Annotated in this window: 17 protein-coding genes; 11 read left to right on the top strand and 6 right to left on the bottom strand. The window is 58.5% G+C overall.

Going from position 1 to position 21,746, the window contains the following annotated elements; all coding sequences use genetic code 11:
- Position 1: 1 nt before the first annotated feature.
- Positions 2-2,128 carry a bifunctional 23S rRNA (guanine(2069)-N(7))-methyltransferase RlmK/23S rRNA (guanine(2445)-N(2))-methyltransferase RlmL gene (gene rlmKL, locus EKL15_RS02995; RefSeq protein ID WP_203088768.1) on the bottom strand — a complete coding sequence of 709 codons (2,127 nt, stop codon included), beginning with the start codon at positions 2,126-2,128 and terminating at the stop codon, positions 2-4.
- A 103-nt stretch (positions 2,129-2,231) separates the two neighbouring features.
- Between rlmKL and EKL15_RS02990 the strand changes: the two genes are divergently transcribed.
- A complete protein-coding gene (locus EKL15_RS02990; RefSeq protein ID WP_038874255.1) occupies positions 2,232-3,335 on the top strand; it encodes a YcbX family protein in 1,104 nt (367 codons plus the stop codon).
- Positions 3,336-3,341: 6 nt separating this feature from the next.
- On the opposite strand, the gene EKL15_RS02985 is transcribed toward EKL15_RS02990, so the two are convergent.
- On the bottom strand, positions 3,342-3,890 hold the full coding sequence (locus EKL15_RS02985; protein WP_004928171.1) for a cell division protein ZapC: 549 nt from the start codon (positions 3,888-3,890) through the stop codon (positions 3,342-3,344).
- A gap of 176 nt (positions 3,891-4,066) precedes the next feature.
- On the bottom strand, positions 4,067-5,077 hold the full coding sequence (gene pyrD, locus EKL15_RS02980; protein ID WP_019454516.1) for a quinone-dependent dihydroorotate dehydrogenase: 1,011 nt from the start codon (positions 5,075-5,077) through the stop codon (positions 4,067-4,069).
- Positions 5,078-5,335: 258 nt separating this feature from the next.
- Here pyrD and ssuE point away from each other — a divergent pair, with 258 nt between their 5' ends.
- Genes ssuE through ssuB form a run of 5 tightly spaced genes read left to right on the top strand, consistent with a single transcriptional unit; the run spans position 5,336 to position 9,649 of the window.
- On the top strand, positions 5,336-5,914 hold the full coding sequence (gene ssuE / locus EKL15_RS02975) for an NADPH-dependent FMN reductase (protein WP_060440267.1): 579 nt from the start codon (positions 5,336-5,338) through the stop codon (positions 5,912-5,914).
- 24 nt (positions 5,915-5,938) lie between these two features.
- Positions 5,939-6,904 carry a sulfonate ABC transporter substrate-binding protein gene (locus tag EKL15_RS02970; RefSeq protein ID WP_197768604.1) on the top strand — a complete coding sequence of 322 codons (966 nt, stop codon included), beginning with the start codon at positions 5,939-5,941 and terminating at the stop codon, positions 6,902-6,904.
- Positions 6,905-6,924: 20 nt separating this feature from the next.
- Complete coding sequence (gene ssuD / locus EKL15_RS02965; RefSeq protein ID WP_060421802.1) at positions 6,925-8,073, top strand: FMNH2-dependent alkanesulfonate monooxygenase; 1,149 nt, start codon at positions 6,925-6,927, stop codon at positions 8,071-8,073.
- 11 nt (positions 8,074-8,084) lie between these two features.
- Positions 8,085-8,879, top strand: coding sequence for an aliphatic sulfonate ABC transporter permease SsuC (gene ssuC / locus EKL15_RS02960; RefSeq protein WP_060440270.1), 795 nt, complete (start codon positions 8,085-8,087; stop codon positions 8,877-8,879).
- Positions 8,876-9,649: an aliphatic sulfonates ABC transporter ATP-binding protein gene (gene ssuB, locus EKL15_RS02955; RefSeq protein ID WP_159317868.1), complete on the top strand. Its 774-nt coding sequence runs from the start codon at positions 8,876-8,878 to the stop codon at positions 9,647-9,649. Before ssuC ends, ssuB begins: the two co-directional genes overlap by 4 nt.
- A gap of 56 nt (positions 9,650-9,705) precedes the next feature.
- Here the strand turns inward: ssuB and pepN are convergent, their stop codons facing one another.
- Positions 9,706-12,324, bottom strand: coding sequence for an aminopeptidase N (pepN, locus tag EKL15_RS02950; RefSeq protein ID WP_060440272.1), 2,619 nt, complete (start codon positions 12,322-12,324; stop codon positions 9,706-9,708).
- A gap of 335 nt (positions 12,325-12,659) precedes the next feature.
- Here pepN and EKL15_RS02945 point away from each other — a divergent pair, with 335 nt between their 5' ends.
- The 5 genes from EKL15_RS02945 to EKL15_RS02925 all read left to right on the top strand — a co-directional run bounded on the left by EKL15_RS02945 (position 12,660) and on the right by EKL15_RS02925 (position 20,297).
- Entirely contained in the window at positions 12,660-14,360 is a 1,701-nt protein-coding gene (locus EKL15_RS02945; RefSeq protein WP_060440273.1) for a GGDEF domain-containing protein, read from the top strand.
- 255 nt (positions 14,361-14,615) lie between these two features.
- Positions 14,616-15,821: a nicotinate phosphoribosyltransferase gene (gene pncB, locus EKL15_RS02940; RefSeq protein WP_203088765.1), complete on the top strand. Its 1,206-nt coding sequence runs from the start codon at positions 14,616-14,618 to the stop codon at positions 15,819-15,821.
- A gap of 213 nt (positions 15,822-16,034) precedes the next feature.
- The gene (gene asnS / locus EKL15_RS02935) at positions 16,035-17,435 is read left to right on the top strand and encodes an asparagine--tRNA ligase (protein ID WP_203088764.1); all 1,401 of its coding nucleotides are present in this window, start codon (positions 16,035-16,037) and stop codon (positions 17,433-17,435) included.
- A 301-nt stretch (positions 17,436-17,736) separates the two neighbouring features.
- Entirely contained in the window at positions 17,737-18,861 is a 1,125-nt protein-coding gene (gene ompC, locus EKL15_RS02930) for a porin OmpC (RefSeq protein ID WP_060421783.1), read from the top strand.
- A 245-nt stretch (positions 18,862-19,106) separates the two neighbouring features.
- The gene (locus EKL15_RS02925; protein WP_060421780.1) at positions 19,107-20,297 is read left to right on the top strand and encodes an amino acid aminotransferase; all 1,191 of its coding nucleotides are present in this window, start codon (positions 19,107-19,109) and stop codon (positions 20,295-20,297) included.
- 72 nt (positions 20,298-20,369) lie between these two features.
- Here the strand turns inward: EKL15_RS02925 and EKL15_RS02920 are convergent, their stop codons facing one another.
- Both EKL15_RS02920 and EKL15_RS02915 read right to left on the bottom strand, forming a co-directional pair.
- Positions 20,370-21,017, bottom strand: coding sequence for an MBL fold metallo-hydrolase (locus EKL15_RS02920; protein WP_049195843.1), 648 nt, complete (start codon positions 21,015-21,017; stop codon positions 20,370-20,372).
- A 64-nt stretch (positions 21,018-21,081) separates the two neighbouring features.
- Entirely contained in the window at positions 21,082-21,630 is a 549-nt protein-coding gene (locus tag EKL15_RS02915) for a YcbK family protein (RefSeq protein WP_025302289.1), read from the bottom strand.
- Between the last annotated feature and the right edge of the window lie 116 nt (positions 21,631-21,746).

Genomic DNA, 21,746 nt, shown 5'->3' with positions numbered 1-21,746 from the left:
ATTATTTTCCTTCGCCGGCGTGAGTCACCAGCCAGCAGTTGTGGATCTGACGGTTACGGGCAAAGTCCTGCGACAGCGTCTTGGCGGTGATCTCTTTCGCCTCCAGGCCCAGCGCGCTCAGCCCTGCCATATCCATTTGGAAACCGCGCTTGTTGTTCGAGAACATGATGGTTCCGTTACGGCGCAGTAACCGTTTCAAATCTTTCATCAGCGCCAGATGATCGCGCTGCACGTCAAAAGTGTTCTCCATCCGCTTGGAGTTGGAGAACGTCGGCGGATCGATGAAGATCACGTCGAACTGTTCGTTGGCGTTGCTCAGCCACGACAGGCAGTCGGCCTGGATCAACCGATGCTGACGGCCAGTCAGGCCGTTGGCGCGCAGGTTCTTCTCCGCCCATTCCAGATAGGTACGCGACATGTCCACCGTGGTGGTGCTGCGCGCGCCGCCCAGCCCGGCATGCACGCTGGCGGTGCCGGTATAGGCGAACAGGTTGAGGAAGTCCTTGCCGTTGCTCATCTCGCCCAGCATGCGGCGCGCGATGCGGTGATCGAGGAACAGGCCGGTATCGAGATAGTCGGTCAGGTTGACCCACAGCTTGGCGTTATACTCTTCCACCAGCAGGAATTCGCCTTTCTGCGCCAGTTTCTCGTACTGGTTCTTACCCTTCTGCCGCTCGCGGGTTTTCAGGATCAGCTGATTCGACGGCAATTCCAGCACCGCCAGCGTCGCGTTGATCACATCGAACAGGCGCTGACGCGCTTTTTGCGCATCGACGGTTTTCGGCGGCGCATACTCCTGCACCACCACCTTGCTGCCGTAGCGGTCCACCGCGACGTTGTATTCTGGCAGATCGGCATCGTACAGGCGGTAGCATTCAATGCCCTGCTGTTTCGCCCACTTGTCGAGCTTCTTCAAGTTCTTGCGCAGACGGTTGGCGAAATCTTCCGCCACCTGCACGCCGCCGGTAGTGGCACCGGCCGGGTTCGCCGCCAGCTGATAGTTTTTCTGCACGCACTCCAGCGGGCCGTTTTTCGCCTTGAACTGGCGCTCGGCGCGCAGCTGCAGGCAGCTCAACAGCTCCGGCGAGGCGCTGAACAGCGAAAGCTGCCAGCCGCCGAAGGCGCTTTTCATCACGCGGCCCAGCATGTTGTGCAGCGCGATCAGCGCCGGTTCGCTTTCCAGACGCTCACCGTACGGCGGGTTGCTGATCACGGTGCCGTGCGGGCCTTCCGGCAGCGGATTGGTCAAGCGCGCCACGTCGCCGACGTTGAAGGTGATCAGCTCGGCGACGCCGGCGCGGCGGGCGTTGCCGCGCGCCATTTCAATCACCCGACGATCGATATCGGAGCCGAAGAAGCGAGAGGCGGTTTCCTGCAGGCCGCGGCGTGCGCGCACCTGCGCTTCGGTGGTGACTTCACGCCACAGTTCGGCGTTGTGGCCGTTCCAGGCGCTGAAGCCCCAGTGTTGGCGGTGCAGGCCCGGCGCGCGATCGGCAGCGATCATTGCCGCTTCGATCAAGAGCGTGCCGGAGCCGCACATCGGATCGAGCATCGGCGTGCCCGGCTGCCAGCTGGAACGCAGCACGATGGCGGCCGCCAGGTTTTCCTTCAGCGGCGCCTGGCCGGTGAGATCGCGGTAACCGCGCTGATGCAGGCCTTCACCGCTCAGATCGAGCGCCACGCTGGCCATATCGCGCTGCAGGAAGACGTTAACGCGAATATCCGGCTGCTGCTTGGCGACCGTCGGGCGTTGGTCAAGTTTGCGGGTAAAGCTGTCGACGATGGCGTCTTTCACCTTCAGCGCGCCATACTGGCTGTTGCGGATCTCTTCGTTCACGCCGCTGAAATGCACGGCAAAGGTTTTATCCACGCCAAAAATGCTCGGCCAGTCGATCGCCTGCACCCCGAGGTACAGATCCAGATCGCTGTGCACGCGGAATTCGTTCAGCGGCAACAGAATGCGCGAAGCCAGGCGGCTCCACAGCAGGCTTTGGTACAGAAGACGATCGTCACCCTGAAAATGTACCCCACCCTGCACCACTTTGCAGTCGTGAGCGCCAAGCGCTTCCAGCTCGCTTTTTAACAGTTCTTCCAATCCACGCGCCGTGCTGGCAAACAGAGAGTTCATATCGTGCTTATCACCAAAAAGAAAATTGTTGCGCATTATAGCTAATCCGCACCGCTTGTCATAAAGTTGCTCCCTTCTATTTAATAATCGCACGGAGATAAGGGTGATCACGCTTTCCAGACTCTACGTCCATCCGGTTAAATCACTGCGCGGTCTGCAGCTTTCTTACGCCCAGGTCGGCAGCAGCGGTCTGGCCTTCGACCGCAACTTTATGATCACCGAGCCGGATGGCACCTTTATTACCGCGCGCCAATACCCGCAGATGGTGCTGTTCACGCCGGCGCTGCTGCCGGACGGGCTATTCCTGACCGCGCCGGACGGCGAAAGCGCCGCCATTCGCTTCAGCGACTTCGCCGCCGCGCCGCAGCCGACCGAGGTATGGGGCAACCATTTCACCGCGCTGATCGCGCCGGATGAGATCAACCGCTGGCTGAGCGGCTATTTCCAGCGTGACGTGCAGCTGCGCTGGCTGGGGCCGGAGTTGACCCGCCGAGTGAAAAAGCACCCCGAAATCCCGCTGACGTTTGCCGACGGCTATCCTTATCTGCTGATTAACCAGGCTTCGTTCAACGATCTGCAGCAGCGTTGCCCCGGCAGCATCAAGCTGGAGCAGTTCCGCCCCAATCTGGTGGTGAGCGGCGCAACCGCCTGGGCCGAGGACGGCTGGCAGGTGATCCGCGTCGGCGACGTCATGTTCGATCTGGTGAAACCCTGCAGCCGCTGCGTGCTCACCACCGTCAGCACCGAGCGCGGCCGCAAGCACCCGAGCGGCGAACCGCTGAGCACGCTGCAAAAATTCCGTTCCGCCGACAACGGCGACATCGATTTTGGCCAGAATATGATCGCGCGTAACAGCGGCATCATTCGCGTGGGCGATACGGTGGAAGTTCTGTCGACCAAGCCGCCGCGCCCTTATGGCGCCGGGAAAGTGGTGGAGAGCGTGCAAGCGCCGCAAGACAGCGAGCACAGCGTCACTATCGAATACGAAGGAAAGGTGTTTACCGGCAATAACCAGCAGATCTTGCTCGAGCAGCTGGAACAGCAAGGCATCCGCGTACCTTACTCCTGCCGTGCCGGGATTTGCGGCAGTTGCCGCATTACGTTGCTGAGCGGTGAAGTCGCGCCCCTGAAGAAAAGCGCGCTGGGCGACAACGGCACCATCCTGTGCTGCAGCTGCATCCCGAAAAGTGATTTGACCCTGGCGTAATCCGCCTTATACCGCCCTGTCGTAAGCCGGGGCGGCGCTTTCATCCTGCGCACAGGGTTTCAACCGATCGTGCATCACCTTGATGGCATCGCCCAATACCATGGTGCGGCCGGCGACCGTCAGCTGATTTTGCGCCAGCAGGCACAGGCTGGCGTTATCCCCGGCCTCTACCACCAGCAGGCGCGCTTCCGCGCCGCTTTCCATCACTTTCACCGCCGCCAGCTCGCCGTTTTTCGGCTGCAACGGGTAATGCTGCTGCGAGAAATGCCAGCTCTTCGGCATCAGCGGTTTCAGGAAACGGTAGGCGACCAGCGCATTCAACACCAGCTCGGCGCGCTGCTCATGGCTGAGTTTGACCTGTTTGCACTGTTCTTCATAGGTGAAATAAAGGGCAGCGTCGTCCACGCAAAAAGCGCATTCATCGAAGGCGTCCGGCGTTAACATTTTGGCCGGGAAACGTGAACGAAAGATCATACCATTAGCTAAATCCAGCATTAGCCGATCGTGTTCGGCATCAAAATACCAACGCCAATTATCGTCAGGTTTTATCTTCATTTCGTATCCTTCTCGCTGCCTATGCCAACGCTGCACTCACCCTAAAAGGCGATTTTATCACCGATAAAATAGCTTAAACATCGGATAATTCCGCGAACGATATTTATGCTAACGAACAAAATATAGACGAGCCGGGGGCAGAAATAAACCCCCGGAATAAAATGAGAGGAAAAATATTAGATATGGGTAACGATATCTTTAATCAAACGTGGGCCATGATAGATAAATCCGGAATAAATTTGCAGCAGGCTCGCGCCAGCCTCCATTTTTTCGCGCGCCGCCGTCAGCGAATCGATGCCGCCCACGCCGATAATCGGCAGGCGCCCTTGCAGTTCGGTGGAGAGACGACGGATCACTTCGGTGCTGCGTGATTGCAACGGACGCCCACTTAATCCGCCCGCTTGTTCGCAGTAATTCAGCCCCTGGATCAATTTTCGATCCAACGTGGTATTGGTGGCGATCACGCCATCGATATTATGCCGCACCAGGCTATCGGCAATTTGGATCAATTCTTCTTCTGAAAGATCCGGCGCGATCTTTACCGCCACCGGCACATATTTGTGATGGCGCGCATGTAATTCCTGCTGCTTATTTTTAATCGCCGCCAAAAGATCGTCCAGCGCTTCGCCATACTGTAAGGATCGTAACCCCGGCGTATTCGGTGAAGAGATGTTAATCGCGATATAACCGGCATACGGATAAACTTTATCCATGCAGATCAAATAATCGTCTTTGCCCTGTTCGACCGGGGTGTCTTTATTCTTGCCGATATTGATCCCAAGAATGCCGCCGAAATGGGATTTCTTAACGTTTTCAACCAGATTGTCCACGCCATGGTTATTGAACCCCATGCGGTTGATCAGGCCTTCCGCCTCGACCACGCGGAACAAGCGCGGCTTGTCGTTGCCCGGTTGCGGGCGCGGCGTCACGGTGCCGACTTCCACATGGCCGAAGCCCATCGCGCCGAACGCATCGATGCACTCGCCATTTTTATCCAGACCGGCGGCCAATCCCAGCGGGTTTTTAAACGACAGCCCCATGCAGCTGACCGGTTTGGTCGGCACGGACTGACGGACAAGAAACGCTAATGGGGTGCCAGTAATACGGCTGAGCTGACGAAAGGTCACTTCGTGCGCACGTTCCGGATCGAGCTGGAACAACGCTTTCCTGATGAGGGGGTAGTACATGGACTCTCCTGATTTCCCGGTTGCAAACCGGGGGCGTATTATCCGGTATCCCCCGCCCAATTGGAATTGATTAAAGGCAAAAAAAGCGGTTTTTACGCAACCGTTTTCCCGCTTCGCCGCCAAATCGGCGCCAATCCGCTTTTGCGCATATCGAAATCAAAAAATGAGATTTAAAAAACGCGCCCGATTGCTGGTAGGTTTAAAACACTTCCTGTTGATTTTCTAATTAAACCTAACTTTTAGTTATAAGGAGTGGCAATGCGCGTTATATCACTGGCCGGCAGCCCACGCATCCCATCACGTTCCGCCGCACTGCTCGCGCTGAGCCAGAACTGGCTGCGGCAGCAAGGGGTGGAAGTGACGGCTTATACCCTGCACGACTTCGATGCCGAAGACCTGCTGTATGCCAACTTCAACAGCCCGGCGATCAAGGCGTTTGCCGACCAGCTGGCGCAGGCCGACGGCCTGCTGATTTCCACGCCGGTTTATAAAGCGTCGTTTTCCGGCGCGCTGAAGACCTTGCTGGATCTGCTGCCGGAACGCGCTCTGGATCATAAGGTAGTGCTGCCGCTGGCAACCGGCGGTTCGATCGGCCACATGCTGGCGGTGGACTATGCGCTCAAACCGGTGCTGGCAGCGTTGAAAGCGCAGGAAGTGCTGCACGGCGTATTCGCCGACGACAGCCAGGTCCAACTGACCGGTGAAGGCGCCACGCTCACCGACGCCGTCGCTACCCGGCTGGAAGAGGCGTTGGCCAGTTTTTATCTGGCGCTTGGCCGCCGCAAACCGCCCGCGCTGCGCGTCGCCTCGCCGCTGGCGGCGCGTCAGACCGCCTGAAAGGCCTGGAAAAGGAGAGCCTGAATGAAAAAACGCATCGCTTTACGGCGCTGGCTGAGCGCCGCTACCCTCACCGGCCTGCTGTCGCTGGTCTGGGCCAATGCCGCCGCTGCGCAGGATCCGGCGCAGTTCCGCATCGGCTACCAAAAAGGATCGGTCAGCCTGGTGCTGGCGAAGAGCCACCGGCTGCTGGAGGAACGTTTCCCCGCCACCCGCATCAGCTGGATCGAGTTTCCCGCCGGCCCGCAGATGCTGGAGGCCTTGAACGTCGGCAGCATAGATCTGGGCAGCACCGGAGATATTCCGCCGATCTTCGCGCAGGCGGCCGGCGCTGACCTGCTGTATGTCGGCGTTGAGCCGCCCAAACCCAAGGCGGAAGTGATCCTGGTGCCGGAAAACAGCCCGATCAAAACCGTCGCCGATCTGAAAGGCCATAAGGTCGCCTTCCAGAAAGGCTCCAGCTCGCACAACCTGCTGCTGCGATCGCTGCAAAAGGCCGGCCTGCAGTTCACCGATATCCAGCCCGCCTATCTGACGCCCGCCGATGCGCGCGCCGCCTTCCAGCAGGGTAACGTCGACGCCTGGGCCATCTGGGATCCTTACTATTCCGCCGCGCTGCTGCAGGGCGGCGTGCGAGTGCTCGGCGACGGCACCGATCTGAACCAGACCGGTTCCTTCTATCTGGCGGCGCGCCCCTATGTCGAAGCCAACGGCGCCTTTATCAGCCAGGTCTTGACGGTGCTGACCCAGGCCGATGCGCTCACCCGCAGCGACCGGGCGCAAAGCGTGACCCTGCTGGCTAACGCCATGGGGCTGCCGGAACCGGTGATCGCCAGCTATCTGGATCACCGCCCGCCGACCGCCATCACACCGCTCGATGCGCGGACGATCGCCGCGCAGCAGCAAACCGCCGACCTGTTTTACGCCAACCGGCTGGTGCCGGTGAAGGTTGACATCTCGCAACGCATTTGGCGCCCAAGCGCACAATAACTCATGGGAGAAGATTAACGATGAGCCTGAACGTTTTCTGGTTTTTACCCACCCACGGTGACGGCCACTATCTTGGCAGCGCACAGGGCGCGCGCAGCGTCGATCACGGTTATTTGCAGCAGATCGCCCAGGCGGCGGATCGGCTGGGATTCGGTGGGGTACTGATCCCCACCGGCCGCTCGTGCGAAGACTCCTGGCTGGTGGCCGCCTCGCTGATCCCGGTCACCCAGCGGCTGAAGTTTTTGGTCGCGCTGCGGCCGGGCATCATCTCCCCTACGCTGGCGGCGCGCCAGGCGGCGACGCTGGATCGCCTGTCCAATGGGCGTGCGCTGTTCAATCTGGTCACCGGCGGCGATCCGGAAGAGCTGGCGGCCGAGGGGCTGCACCTGAGCCATGAAGAGCGCTACGAAGCCTCAACCGAGTTCACCCATATCTGGCGCCGGGTGCTGGAAGGCGAAACCGTCGATTTCGACGGCAAGCATATTCAGGTGAAAGGCGCCAAACTGCTGTTCCCGCCGGTGCAGCAGCCGCGCCCGCCGCTCTATTTCGGCGGATCCTCCGCCGCCGCGCAGGATCTGGCCGCCGAACAGGTAGAACTGTATCTCACCTGGGGAGAGCCGCCGGCGCAGGTTAAAGAGAAGATCGAAGAGGTGCGCGCCAAAGCAGCGGCGAAAGGCCGCCAGGTACGCTTCGGTATCCGCCTGCATGTCATCGTGCGGGAAACCACCGAAGAGGCTTGGCGCGCCGCCGACCGGCTGATCGCGCACCTCGATGAGGAAACCATCGCTAACGCGCAGCAGGCCTTTGCGCGTTTCGACTCCGTCGGCCAACGGCGCATGGCGGCGCTACACGGCGGCAAAAAGGATAACCTGGAGATCAGCCCGAACCTGTGGGCCGGCATCGGCCTGGTGCGCGGCGGCGCCGGCACCGCGCTGGTGGGAGACGGCCCGACGGTCGCGGCGCGCATGCAGGAATATGCCGATCTGGGCATCGACACCTTTATTCTCTCCGGCTATCCGCATCTGGAAGAGGCCTACCGCGTCGGCGAACTGCTGTTCCCGCACCTCGATCTGGCGCAGGAGGAAACGCCCGTGCGCCTTCAGCCGGTGCGCCCGCAGGGCGAAGTGGTGGCCAACATCTATGTTCCGCAAAAAGTGTCGCAGAGCTGAGGAGCGCCCCGATGGCAAAGAACGCGCAACGCATCCTGTATCGGCTGGCCCCCTGGGCGCTGCCGCTGGCGCTGGTGATCCTCTGGCAGATCGCTGTCGAAACCGGCTGGCTGTCCAACCGCATTTTACCGGCGCCGAGCGCAGTGCTGGCCGCCTTCTGGAGCCTGAGCCAAAGCGGCGAACTGTGGCAGCATCTGAGCATCAGCAGCCAGCGCGCGTTGATCGGCTTTGCCATCGGCGGCAGCATCGGGCTTACCCTCGGCTTTATTACCGGGCTGTCGCGCTGGGGCGAACGCCTGCTGGACAGCTCGGTGCAAATGATCCGCAACGTGCCGCACCTGGCGCTGATCCCGTTGGTGATCCTGTGGTTCGGCATCGATGAATCCGCCAAGATCTTTCTGGTGGCGCTCGGTACGCTGTTCCCGATTTATCTCAATACCTACCACGGCATCAAAAACATCGATCGCGGCCTGTTGGAGATGGCCCGCAGCTACGGCCTGAGCGGTTTCCGCCTGTTTACACAGGTGGTGCTGCCGGGCGCGCTGCCGTCGATTATGGTCGGCGTGCGTTTCGCTCTCGGCTTCATGTGGCTGACGCTGATCGTCGCCGAAACCATCTCGGCCAATTCGGGCATCGGCTATCTGGCGATGAACGCGCGTGAATTTCTGCAAACCGATGTGGTAGTGGTGGCCATCGTGCTGTACGCCCTGCTCGGCAAGCTGGCGGACGTGGGCGCGCAGCTGCTGGAGCGTGTCTGGTTGCGCTGGCATCCGGCCTATCAACTGAAACAGGGAGAAGCACTATGACCCTTCCCGCTCGCCTTGCGCAAGGCACGCCGGTGACGCTGGAGTCCATCGGCAAAGGTTACGGCAACCGCACGGTGCTGGACAATATTCAGCTGCACATCTCCGCCGGGCAGTTCGTGGCGGTAGTCGGTCGCAGCGGCTGCGGCAAAAGCACCCTGCTGCGCCTGCTGGCCGGCCTGGAACAGGCCAGCAACGGCGTGCTGCTCAGCGGCAACGCGCCGCTTGCCGCCGTTAAAGAGGATACCCGGCTGATGTTTCAGGATGCGCGCCTGCTGCCGTGGAAAACAGTGATCGACAACGTGGGGCTGGGGCTGCGCGGCCAGTGGCGCGATGCGGCACTGCAGGCGCTGGACGCGGTCGGCTTGGCGGATCGCGCCCGCGACTGGCCGGCGGCGCTGTCCGGCGGGCAAAAGCAACGGGTCGCCCTGGCGCGCGCGCTGATCCACCGCCCTCGCCTGCTGTTGCTGGACGAACCGCTCGGGGCGCTGGATGCCCTGACGCGCATCGAGATGCAGGGGCTGATAGAAACGCTGTGGCAACAGCACGGTTTTACCGTGCTGTTGGTCACGCACGACGTCAGCGAAGCCATCGCGCTGGCGGATCGGGTGATCCTGATCGAAGAGGGGCGCATCGGGCTGGATCTCTCTCTCGATCTGCCGCGGCCGCGCCGCAAAGGCTCGGCCCGGCTGGCGGAACTGGAAGCCGAAGTGCTGGAACGGGTATTATCGCCGCCGGTTACCGGGGCCAGCCCGCGCCAGGCGGCGAATTGAACGGATAAAAAAAGGGACGGCAAAAGCCGTCCCTTGATCTATTCAGCGTGAAAAAATCAGGCGTCGAGCGCCTTGCTGATCTTCTCGTACAGATCGCCGGACAGATTTTCCAACCCTTTCAACTGTTCCAGCGCCTTGCGCATCAGCGCCTGGCGGCCCGCGTCGTAACGCTTCAGGCGAATCAGCGGTTCAATCAGGCGCGCGGCGATCTGCGGGTTACGCTGGTTGAGATCGCTGAGGATCTCCGCCAGGAACTGATAGCCGCTGCCGTCCGCCGCATGGAACGCCGCCGGGTTGCCGGAAGCGAAGCCGCCGATCAACGAACGGGTGCGGTTCGGGTTGCTCAAGCTGAACGAGCGGTGTTGCAACAGCGCGCGTACCTTGCTCAGCACGTCTGCCGCCGGGCTGCTGCCCTGCAGCACGAACCATTTGTCCATCACCAGGCCATCCTGATGCCAGCGCTCGTCGAACGCCGCCAGCAGCGCATCGCGGCACGGCAGCTGGGCCGCGACCGCGGCGGACAGCGCCGCCAACGAATCGGTCATGTTATCCGCCTGGCGATACTGTTCGCTCACCAGCTGATCCGCCAGCGCCACATCTTCGCCGAACGCCAGGTAGCCCAGGCACACATTGCGCAAGGCGCGCTTGGCGATCTCGGCGTGCTCCACGCGGTAGCCGTCGGTCTTGTTGGCGTGATACACCGCCAGCCACTCATCGGCCAACTCACGCGCCAGGCAGCGTACTATCGCTTCGTGCACCGCAGCGATCGCTTCCGGATCGATGGTGGCGAACAGCTCGGCGATTTCGTTCTCCGACGGCAGCGTCAGGATCTGCGCCGCCAGCGCCGGATCCAGTTTTTCGTCCAGCAGCACCGCGCGGAACGCATCGGCCACGTGCAGCGGCAGCGACAACGGCTGCTTCTGCTGGTGCCGCGCCACGTTCAGCTTGATATAGGTCGCCAGCAGGCTCTGCGCCGCATCCCAGCGCGCAAATTCATTGCGCGCGTGCTGCATCAGGAAGGTCAGCTGCTGGTCGCTGTACGGATAGTCCAGCTTCACCGGCGCGGAGAATTCGCGCAGCAGCGAGGGCACCGGCTTGTGCGCCACGCCGTCGAACACGAAGGTCTGCTCCGCTTCGGTGACGTTCAGCACGTTGTTGACCGGCAGACCGCCCTTTTGCAGTGGAATGACGTTGCCTTCGCTGTCGTACAGTTCGATATCCAGCGGGATATGCAGCGGCAACTTCTCCGGCTGATCGGCGGTTGGCGCGGTTTTCTGGCTGACATGCAGGCGATACTGCTGGGTTTGTGCGTCGTATTCGTCGCGTACCGTCAACAGCGGCGTGCCGGACTGGCTATACCAACGGCGGAAGCGCGAGAGATCGACGTTGGACGCATCCTCCATCGCCTGCACGAAATCGTCGCAGGTGGCGGCGCTGCCGTCGTGGCGTTCGAAATAGAGCTGCATCCCTTTCTGGAAGTTCGCTTCCCCCAGCAAGGTGTGCATCATGCGGATCACTTCGGAACCCTTTTCATACACCGTCAGGGTGTAGAAGTTGTTCATCTCGATCACTTTGTCCGGGCGGATGGCGTGCGCCATCGGGCTGGCGTCTTCGGCGAACTGCGCGCCGCGCATCACGCGCACGTTATCGATGCGGTTGACCGAACGCGATCCCAGATCGGAACTGAACTCCTGATCGCGGAACACCGTCAGCCCCTCTTTCAGGCTGAGCTGGAACCAGTCGCGGCAGGTCACGCGGTTACCGGTCCAGTTGTGGAAGTATTCGTGGCCGATCACCGCTTCGATGTTCAGGTAGTCCTTGTCGGTGGCGGTTTCTGCCTTCGCCAGCACATATTTGGAGTTAAAGATATTTAACCCTTTGTTCTCCATCGCGCCCATATTGAAGAAATCGACCGCCACAATCATATAAATGTCGAGATCGTATTCCAGGCCGAAGCGGGTCTCGTCCCACTTCATCGAGTTCTTCAGCGACGTCATCGCCCAGTCGGCGCGATCCAGGTTGCCGCGATCGACGAACAGCTCCAGCGCGACCTTACGGCCGGAGCGGGTGGTGAAGCTGTCGCGCAGCACGTCGAAGTCCCCCGCTACCAGCGCGAACAGGTAGCAAGGTTTCGGGAACGGATCCTGCCATTGCACCCAGTGGCGGCCATCGGCCAATTCGCCCTGGCCGATGCGGTTGCCGTTCGACAGCAGGAACGGATAGCGCGCCTTGTCGGCCACGATGCGGGTAGTAAAGCGTGCCAGCACATCCGGGCGGTCCTGATAATAGGTAATGTGGTGGAAGCCTTCGGCTTCGCATTGCGTGCACAGCGCATCGCCGGACAGGTACAGCCCTTCCAGCGCGGTGTTTTTCGCCGGGTGAATGTCGTTGACGATGGTAAGAGTGAATTGTGCCGGCAACTCTTCGATGATCAGTTGGTTATCCTGCTGACGATAGGCGCTCCACGGTTGACCGTCGACCTGAATGCTCACCAGCGTCAGATCTTCGCCATCCAGCACCAGCGGGGCGCCGGCCGTGCCCTGACGTTTGATTTTACTGACGGCGGTCACGCGCGTGGTTTCCGCGTCCAGACTGAAGTCCAAATCGATATCGGTCGTGGTGTAATCAGGCGCGCGATAATCGTGGCGATATTTTGCCTGTGGCTGTTGTGTCATAAAAACCCTTAAACGTCTCAGTGAGTTATAGGTGCAGGCCGCTCTTCTCCTCCGCGCCGCAGCTGGTGTGTTCCCCTGCGGCGCACGGCGGACCTGATTGTGAATAAACTGTATCACAGCTGGCCGAAAAGCCCAGAGCCGCCGGGCGACCACGAGAGAGAAATCAGAGGCAAATCATAAATCGCCCGCCAGACGACAGCGCGGGTGACCAATGGCTAAATAGAAATCAGCATTTAATGCTAAAAAACCGCCGTCCGGGCTCGCCGGCATAGTTGAGGCGGCACAGGCGGCATAGTGGTATAATTGCCGAATCAGGCCCAGGGATGACTCGCACTATGAAAATCAAATACGCAATCTATTTTTTTACCCTGTGCCTGATGACCTCCTTCTCGCTGTTCATCGTCGAGGAGCTGCTCGAAGCCCATACCGACTACCGAGATAACCAACTCAACCTGTATAAGATCGATCGCGCCAAAGAAATCTCCGAGGCCTTCCAGGCTTCGCTGCAGGCTCACCGCCTCAAACGATTGAGCCTGATCGATCCGCAAATCACCCGCGCGCAATGTTTGGCCGCCGATCGGGTGGCGCGTGAGAAAATTACCCGGATCCGCGAGCATCTGAACGATCCGGTCGCCAGGCAGCTCGGGGTGCGGCAAAAAATCGCCGCGCTGTCGATGATCGGCCTGATGGAACAGCTGTTGGATAACGACAACCTGCAGCTTTCGCAGGTCAACAACGCCAATGCCAATCTGTTCAACATCAACAGCGCCTATTACATCTCGCAAACCAGCAAGAGCTATTACCGCTACACCTACGATACCCGGATGGTGGATACCGATTCCTTTATGTTTCTCGAGGCCATTCGCCTCAACAACCGGCTGAATATGTCACTGACGGAGTTAAGCGATCAGATTATCGACGTCAACGTCAACCCGCTCGATCGCAAAGACGCCTACCTGAAGTCCATTCAGTTGACCGGCGTGCTGAACGCGCTGAGCACCCGATTGATCTTCATGAAGATCAACTACGACGACGTGCAAACCACCGAGCTCGTCAATCAGTTGCTCACCCTGGTGTCGGCCGAACGTCTCAAGCAGATCACCGATGGGTTATACACCGCCATCAATACTCAAAAACCCTATCCCGCAGCGCTTATTTCGCGCTATGTCGACGAGCTGAGCGGGCTTTCGCAGGCGCTGTATCAACGCAGCTTCGAGCTGGAAACCGTCGCTTCGCGTCACAAAATTTACGATAGCCAGACCACCATTTACGGCATGATCGCGCTCGCCGGCCTGGTGGTGTTGCTGTTCATTTTGCCGGCGCTGGTGTTCTGCACCAACATCAACCGTTGGCTGACCAAGACTCACAACAATATCGTTCGGTTGTCGCGCGGCGAGATGAATATCGATCGCAACGACGCCTTCTACAGCCGGGAACTGATCGCCATCAGCGACGCCATTCAGCAGCTCAGGCAATACCAGCTGGACAAGGTCTCGCTGGAAAGTGAGAAGCAACTGTTGATTAAAGAGCTCGAGGCCTCTTCCTTCCTCGATCCGCTCACCAATATTTATAACCGCCGTAAATTCTTCCTTGAATGCCAGCTGCTGGGTGACAGCAGCTATCCACAGGCCTTTTGCCTGATCGATATCGACAATTTCAAACAGCTCAACGACAGCTATGGCCACGACGTAGGTGACCAGGCGCTGGTGGCATTCGGCCACCTGCTGCAACGCGCGTTCCGCGCCAGCGACATTTTCTGCCGCTACGGCGGCGAAGAGTTCGCGGTGCTGCTGGGCAACTGTTCGTTGGACAACGCACGGGACATCATGGAGCAATTGCGCACTCGTACTCATCGCCTGACGCTAAATCTGACCGACGGACGGCAAGTGCGTTTCACCACCAGCTGCGGCATTGCGCCGGTCAACGCGTTCACCGCGCTGCAGGCGGCGATCAAACAGGCGGACGAAGCGCTCTATTTTTGCAAAAAGAACGGCAAGGATCGGGTCAGCGTACACACTCAGATCGGGTTTATCTGATTCGCTGTTTAAAATAATTAACATTATAATTTTTATGACTAATTAGGCTAAGTCATTCACCTTACAGGCATATCTGGCTTTTTTTCTTCCCCGCCGCCGCCAGGCCGCCATAAAGGCACGTTTAATCCTCGACCCGCTTTGGTGATTTATGGTGTGATGCAGCTTCAATAACAGGATAATCCGGGTATACTCCACCCCCACTTTTATGATTATCCGGATTTGGACACGCGCCTGACGAGGATGCTGTAACGCGCTATGACTCAATACGCTTCCCCGATTTTGACATCACTGCTTGATACCGATGCTTATAAGCTTCATATGCAGCAAGCAGTGTTCCATCGCTATCCCGCGATCAGCGTGGCGGCGGAATTCCGCTGCCGCGGCGACGAACTGCTGGGCGAATATGCCGACGAGATCCGCGCGCAGGTGGCGCTGATGAGCCGGCTGACGCTGACCGACGCCGAATTCGCTTATCTCTCGGGCCTGCCCTTCTTCCGTCAGGATTATCTGAACTGGCTGCGGACGTTCCGCTACGATCCGCAGCAGGTGATCGTCGAGAACCGCGACGGCAAGCTGCACATCCGCATCGCCGGGCCGTGGCGCGAAGTGATCATGTGGGAAGTGCCGCTGCTGGCGGTGATCAGCGAAGTAGTACATCGCCGCCGCTCTGCGCAGGTGACGCCGGAACAGGCGGTGGCACATCTGCAGACCAAGCTGGCACAGTTCAAGACGCTGGCGGGCGATCTGGACCTTTCGCGCTTCAAGCTGATGGACTTCGGCACCCGTCGCCGTTTCTCTCAGGGCGTTCAGCAGGCCATCGTCAGCACCTTGCTGGCCGAATTCCCGTACCTGTCGGGCACCAGCAATTACGATCTGGCTCACCAGCTCGGCCTGGCGCCGGTCGGCACGCAGGCGCATGAATGGTTCCAGGCGCACCAGCAGATAAGCCCGGTGCTGGCCAACAGCCAGCGCGCCGCATTGCAAGCCTGGCTGGATGAATACCCGGACCAGCTTGGCATCGCGCTCACCGACTGCATCACCATGGATGCCTTCCTGCGCGACTTCGGCCCGCAGTTCGCCGAGCGTTATCAGGGGCTGCGCCACGATTCGGGCGATCCCGTCGAGTGGGGTGAAAAGGCCATTGCCCACTACGAGAAACTGGGCATCGACCCGATGAGCAAAACGCTGGTGTTCTCGGACAACCTGGATCTGGACAAAGCGCTGGCGCTCTACCGCCACTTCTATCAACGCATCAACCTCGGATTCGGCATCGGCACGCGCCTGACCTGCGATATTCCCGGCGTCAAGCCGCTGAATATCGTGATCAAACTGGTCGAGTGCAAAGGCAAACCGGTGGCCAAGCTCTCCGACAGCCCCGGCAAAACCATTTGTCAGGATCAGGCGTTCGTCAGGGCCCTGCGCAAAGCCTTCGATCTGCCGCTGGTGAAGAAAGCCAGCTGATCCTTCTTTATATAGAGAGAAAGCCGGCCCGGTTCACGCGCCGGCTTTTTTGTTTTTATCCCGAACGCCCTCTTTTCAGCCAGCCGCGATAAATGTTGCGCCAATCCGATGATTTCTGCTTGTGCTCTGCACCGCGGCAAGTAACATAGCCATTACCCCCATATTCTTGGGTTGTAAGCTATTTCTAAACCAAATTATTAAAGAGAGAAATCTATGAGCGTAGTGCCTGTAGTCGACGTACTGCAAGGTCGTGCTGCGGTTGACAGTGAAGTCACCGTACGCGGCTGGGTACGTACCCGGAGAGATTCAAAAGCTGGTATCTCCTTCCTGGCCGTCTATGACGGTTCCTGCTTTGATCCGTTACAGGCCGTCGTTAATAATTCTCTGTCGAATTATCAGGATGAAGTACTGCACCTGACCACCGGTTGCTCAGTTGAAGTGACCGGTAAGGTCGTCGCCTCACCGGGCGAAGGCCAGAGCTTCGAACTGCAGGCCACCGCGATCAAAGTGGTCGGCTGGGTCGACGATCCAGACACTTACCCGATGGCGGCCAAGCGCCACAGCATCGAATACCTGCGCGAAGTGGCTCACCTGCGCCCGCGCACCAACCTGATCGGCGCCGTGGCGCGCGTGCGTCATACCCTGGCGCAGGCGATCCACCGCTTCTTCCATGAAAACGGCTATTTCTGGGTGTCCACCCCGCTGATCACCGCTTCCGATACCGAAGGCGCCGGCGAGATGTTCCGCGTGTCCACGCTGGATCTGGAAAACCTGCCGCGCACCGACAAGGGCACCGTCGACTTTAGCGAAGACTTCTTCGGTAAAGAAGCCTTCCTTACCGTTTCCGGCCAGCTGAACGGCGAAACCTACGCCTGTGCGCTGTCCAAGGTTTACACCTTCGGCCCAACCTTCCGCGCCGAAAACTCCAACACCAGCCGCCACCTGGCGGAATTCTGGATGATCGAGCCAGAAGTGGCCTTCGCGACGCTGGACGACGTTGCCGGCCTGGCCGAAAGTATGTTGAAGTATGTGTTCCAGGCGGTGCTGGATGAACGTGCCGATGACCTGAAATTCTTCGCCGAGCGCGTGGATAAAGACGCAATCTCTCGTCTGGAGCGTTTCGTTTCTTCCGATTTCGCGCAGGTGGACTACACCGACGCCATCGAGATCCTGCTGGCCTCGGGCCAAACCTTCGAAAACCCCGTTTCCTGGGGCATCGATCTCTCTTCCGAGCATGAACGTTACCTGGCTGAGAAACACTTCCAGGCGCCGGTGGTGGTGAAAAACTACCCGAAAGACATCAAAGCGTTCTATATGCGCATGAACGAAGACGGCAAAACCGTCGCGGCCATGGACGTTCTGGCACCGGGCATCGGCGAAATCATCGGCGGCTCGCAGCGTGAAGAACGCCTCGACGTGCTCGATCAGCGTCTGGAAGAGATGGGGCTGAATAAAGAAGACTACTGGTGGTATCGCGATCTGCGCCGCTACGGCACCGTGCCGCATTCCGGTTTCGGCCTGGGCTTTGAACGTTTAATCGCCTATGTCACCGGCGTGCAAAACGTGCGCGATGTGATTCCATTCCCGCGCACGCCACGTAACGCAAGCTTCTAATTTATACGATCAAACGTTTTTTAAACGATTTCGTTACAAAACAAAGGCCAGCATCGCTGGCCTTTCGCATTTTTTAATATTGACGCACGTCACAAAGTTCCCTAAAAATTACATTTAGTTACACATACTTTCTTTTTGCAACCTGATTGGGACATTGGTATCATTTTCGTCCTAGATTAACCCGCCTGTGAATGGAACACTGCGTTCAGACACAGGACGACACCAATCTATCAACAATAGTTCCCAAAGAATTATTGGCGGCAGTGGCAAAGGTGTCCGAATAACACCAATGAGGGTAATAATGATGAAGCGCAACATTCTTGCAGTGGTTATCCCGGCTCTGTTGGCTGCTGGTGCAGCAAACGCAGCTGAAATCTACAACAAAGACGGCAACAAGCTGGATCTGTACGGCAAAGTTGACGGTCTGCACTACTTCTCCAAAGACAAAGGTAATGACGGCGATCAGACCTATGTTCGTTTTGGCTTCAAAGGTGAAACTCAGATTACTGACCAACTGACCGGTTACGGCCAGTGGGAATACAACGTTCAGTCCAACCACTCCGAGTCTCAGGGCACCGAAGGCACCAAAACCCGTCTGGGCTTTGCCGGTCTGAAATTCGCTGACTACGGCTCCTTCGACTACGGCCGTAACTACGGCGTACTGTACGACGTGGAAGGCTGGACCGATATGCTGCCAGAGTTCGGTGGCGATACCTACACCTACACCGACAACTTCATGACTGGCCGTACCAACGGCGTTGCGACCTATCGTAACAACAACTTCTTCGGTCTGGTTGACGGCCTGAACTTCGCTCTGCAATACCAGGGCAAGAACCAGAACGACGGTCGTGACGTTAAGAAACAGAACGGCGACGGCTGGGGTATCTCCTCTACTTATGACATCGGCGAAGGCGTAAGCTTCGGCGCTGCATACGCTTCTTCCAACCGTACCGACGATCAGAAACTGCGTTCCAACGAGCGTGGCGACAAGGCTGACGCATGGACCGTGGGCGCGAAATACGACGCCAACAACGTTTACCTGGCGGCCATGTATGCAGAAACCCGTAACATGACTCCATTCGGCGGCGGTGACTTCACTAACACCTGTGCTGCTTCTGAAAAATGCGGCGGCTTCGCCAGCAAAACTCAGAACTTCGAAGTGACTGCTCAGTACCAGTTCGACTTCGGTCTGCGTCCAGAAGTGTCTTACCTGCAGTCTAAAGGTAAAAACCTGAACGTCCCAGGCGCGGGTTCTGACCAGGATCTGGTTAAATATGTTTCTGTTGGTACCACTTACTACTTCAACAAAAACATGTCCACCTACGTTGATTACAAAATCAACCTGCTGGATGACAACGCGTTCACCAAAGCAACCGGCACCGCTACTGACGATATCGTAGCTGTTGGTCTGGTGTACCAGTTCTAAGTTGTCTCGCTTAACGGCGGTTTACCGTCGGCTAAGTTAAAAAAACAGGGCCTCGGCCCTGTTTTTGTTTGTGTCAGCCGGTAACTTTTTATCCTGCCAATTTCTCCTTCCCCATCATTTTTTCTGCCTAATACTCCCCCTTCGCAAGATCGCGGTGTTTTTGTCGCAAACGGTTGGCAAAGCCGGTAACTGGCGTTACCCTGATGCTTCTGTCTGCTTAACTCCGAGATTTGGAAGCACCTGACATGTTTGAAAAAATCACCGCCGCACCCGCCGACCCGATCCTGGGCCTGACCGACATTTTCCGCGCCGACGCCCGCCCGAATAAAATCAATTTAGGGATTGGCGTTTATAAAGACGAAACCGGTAAAACCCCGGTGCTGACCAGCGTAAAAAAAGCTGAGCAGTATCTGCTGGAAAATGAGACCACCAAAAACTATCTCGGTATTGAAGGCATCCCGGCGTTCGCCAGCTGCACGCAAGCGCTGTTGTTCGGCAAAGAGAGCCCGATCATCGCCGATCGTCGCGCGCGCACCGCACAGACGCCAGGCGGCACCGGCGGCCTGCGCGTGGCGGCAGACTTTATCGCTAACCAGACCAGCGCCAAACGCATCTGGATCAGCAACCCAAGCTGGCCGAACCACAAGAACGTCTTTAGCGCCGTGGGCCTGGAAGTGCTGGAATACGCCTACTACGACGCCGCCAACCACGCGTTGGATTTCGACGGCCTGCTGAACAGCCTGAAACAGGCGCAGGCCGGCGATGTGGTGCTGTTCCACGGCTGCTGCCATAACCCGACCGGTATCGATCCAACGGCGGAGCAGTGGGCGCAGCTGGCCGAACTTTCCGTCGCCAACGGCTGGCTGCCACTGTTCGACTTCGCTTATCAGGGCTTCGCCAATGGACTGGAAGAGGATGCGCAGGGCCTGCGTATTTTCGCCGCCAAACATAAAGAGCTGATCGTCGCCAGTTCCTACTCGAAAAACTTCGGTCTGTACAATGAGCGCGTCGGCGCTTGCACCATTGTGGCTGCCGATGCCGAAACCGCCGACCGCGCCTTTAGCCAGGTGAAAGCGGCGATTCGCGCCAACTACTCCAACCCGCCGTCACACGGCGCCGCCGTGGTCGCTACCATTCTGGGCAACGACGCTCTGCGCGCGATGTGGGAGCAGGAACTGACCGATATGCGCCAGCGTATTCACCGCATGCGTCAGCTGTTTGTGAACACCCTGCAGGAGAAAGGCGCGCAGCAGGACTTCAGCTTCATCATCCAGCAGAACGGCATGTTCTCGTTCAGCGGCCTGACCAAAGAACAGGTGCTGCGTCTGCGCGAAGAGTTCGGCGTCTACGCCGTGAACTCAGGCCGGGTGAACGTGGCCGGCATGACGCCGGACAACATGGCACCGCTGTGTGAAGCCATCGTCGCCGTGCTCTAAAAGCATCGACGCAGGTCATAAAAAAAGGGGCGCTCTATGCGCCCCTTGATTTTTCCTGCCGGGAAATAATCGTTACCACACCGCCGGCTCTTCGCGCAGGAACGGGTTGGTCTGGCGCTCGTGGCCGAAGGTCGACATCGGGCCATGGCCGGGAATAAAGCGCATGTCGTCGCCCAACGGCAGCAGTTTGGTACGAATAGAGGCAATCAGCGCCTGATGGTCACCGCGCGGGAAGTCGCTGCGCCCCACGCCGCCGTTAAACAGCACGTCGCCCACCAGCGCCAAACGCGCCTGCTCATTGATAAAGACGATGTGGCCCGGCGTATGCCCAGGACAGTGCAGCACCTTGAGCGTCATCTCGCCCACCTGCATCTCATCGCCTTCCAACAGCCAGCGGGTCGGCGTCAGCGGCGCGCACTCTTCCAGTCCAAACATCCGACTCTGCGCCGGCAAACCGTCCAGCCAAAACGCGTCTTCTTTATCCGGGCCGTAGATCGGCACCTGATAATGGTCCGCCAGCTCCGCCGCCGCACCGACGTGATCCAAATGACCGTGCGTCAGCAGAATCTGAGTGATCGTCACCCCCTGCCGCGCGACTTCCGCTTTGATTTTCTCCGCTTCACCGCCGGGATCGACCAACGCCGCCTGCTGCGTGTTTTCGCACCAAATCAGGCTGCAATTCTGGCTAAAGGCGGTAACGGGAATAAGATGGTATTTCATAAGGCTCCAACGACAATAACGCCGCATCCGCAAGGGGCGGCGTTATTCACTGATGGCACAGCGATTACCAGGTCCGAACCGGGCCGGTATCGATGTGTACGAAGTTGCTACGTGGGTAATATCCTACACCACCGGCGCGCATTTTTAACGCCGCTTTACGGATATTACTCAATTGGATGCCTTCGATATGGAAATCCATCGCCTGGCCTTTGGTGTGGTAGCTGTGCTTGGCCACGCCGCGGCTATGCGCACGCAGTTCGTTGTTGGTATCTACGGAACGGTATCCGGAGATCAGCTGCACCGGCTTGCTGGTGCCCAGCAGCCCCTGCAGGCGATAGAGGTGATCAAACAAGCGGGGATCGATCGATTTAACCTTGTTGGCGCGATAATCGCGGAACAGATGATTTAGCCGCACCAACTCTTCTTTATTGTAACCTTTGCCGTCAAAGAACTCGGCTTTAATAGATTCACCGGTATTCAGGTTATTCAACACTAAAATACGCGGTCGAGCGGTGGAAAGACTGGCAAACGCCTGCCCTGGAAGCAGCGCTATGCCCATAGCGGCGCCACCTAGCGCCAGCCATTTACGGCGGTGATGATCAATTTTGTCCATGACTCTGTTAAACCCGGCAAGAATGTCAAAATAAATGCACAAAGCAGCGCACTGTCCGAACCATAACCGCCTGCGTATGCTGAGTCAACCCGCGATACGCCTAGGTTTACAGGCCC

Origin of the sequence: Serratia sp. 4542, assembly GCF_016805595.1 — a bacterium.
GTDB lineage: Bacteria > Pseudomonadota > Gammaproteobacteria > Enterobacterales > Enterobacteriaceae > Serratia > Serratia nevei.
Note: the sequence above shows the minus strand (reverse complement) of the source record. Positions and strands in the feature narration are given on the sequence as shown.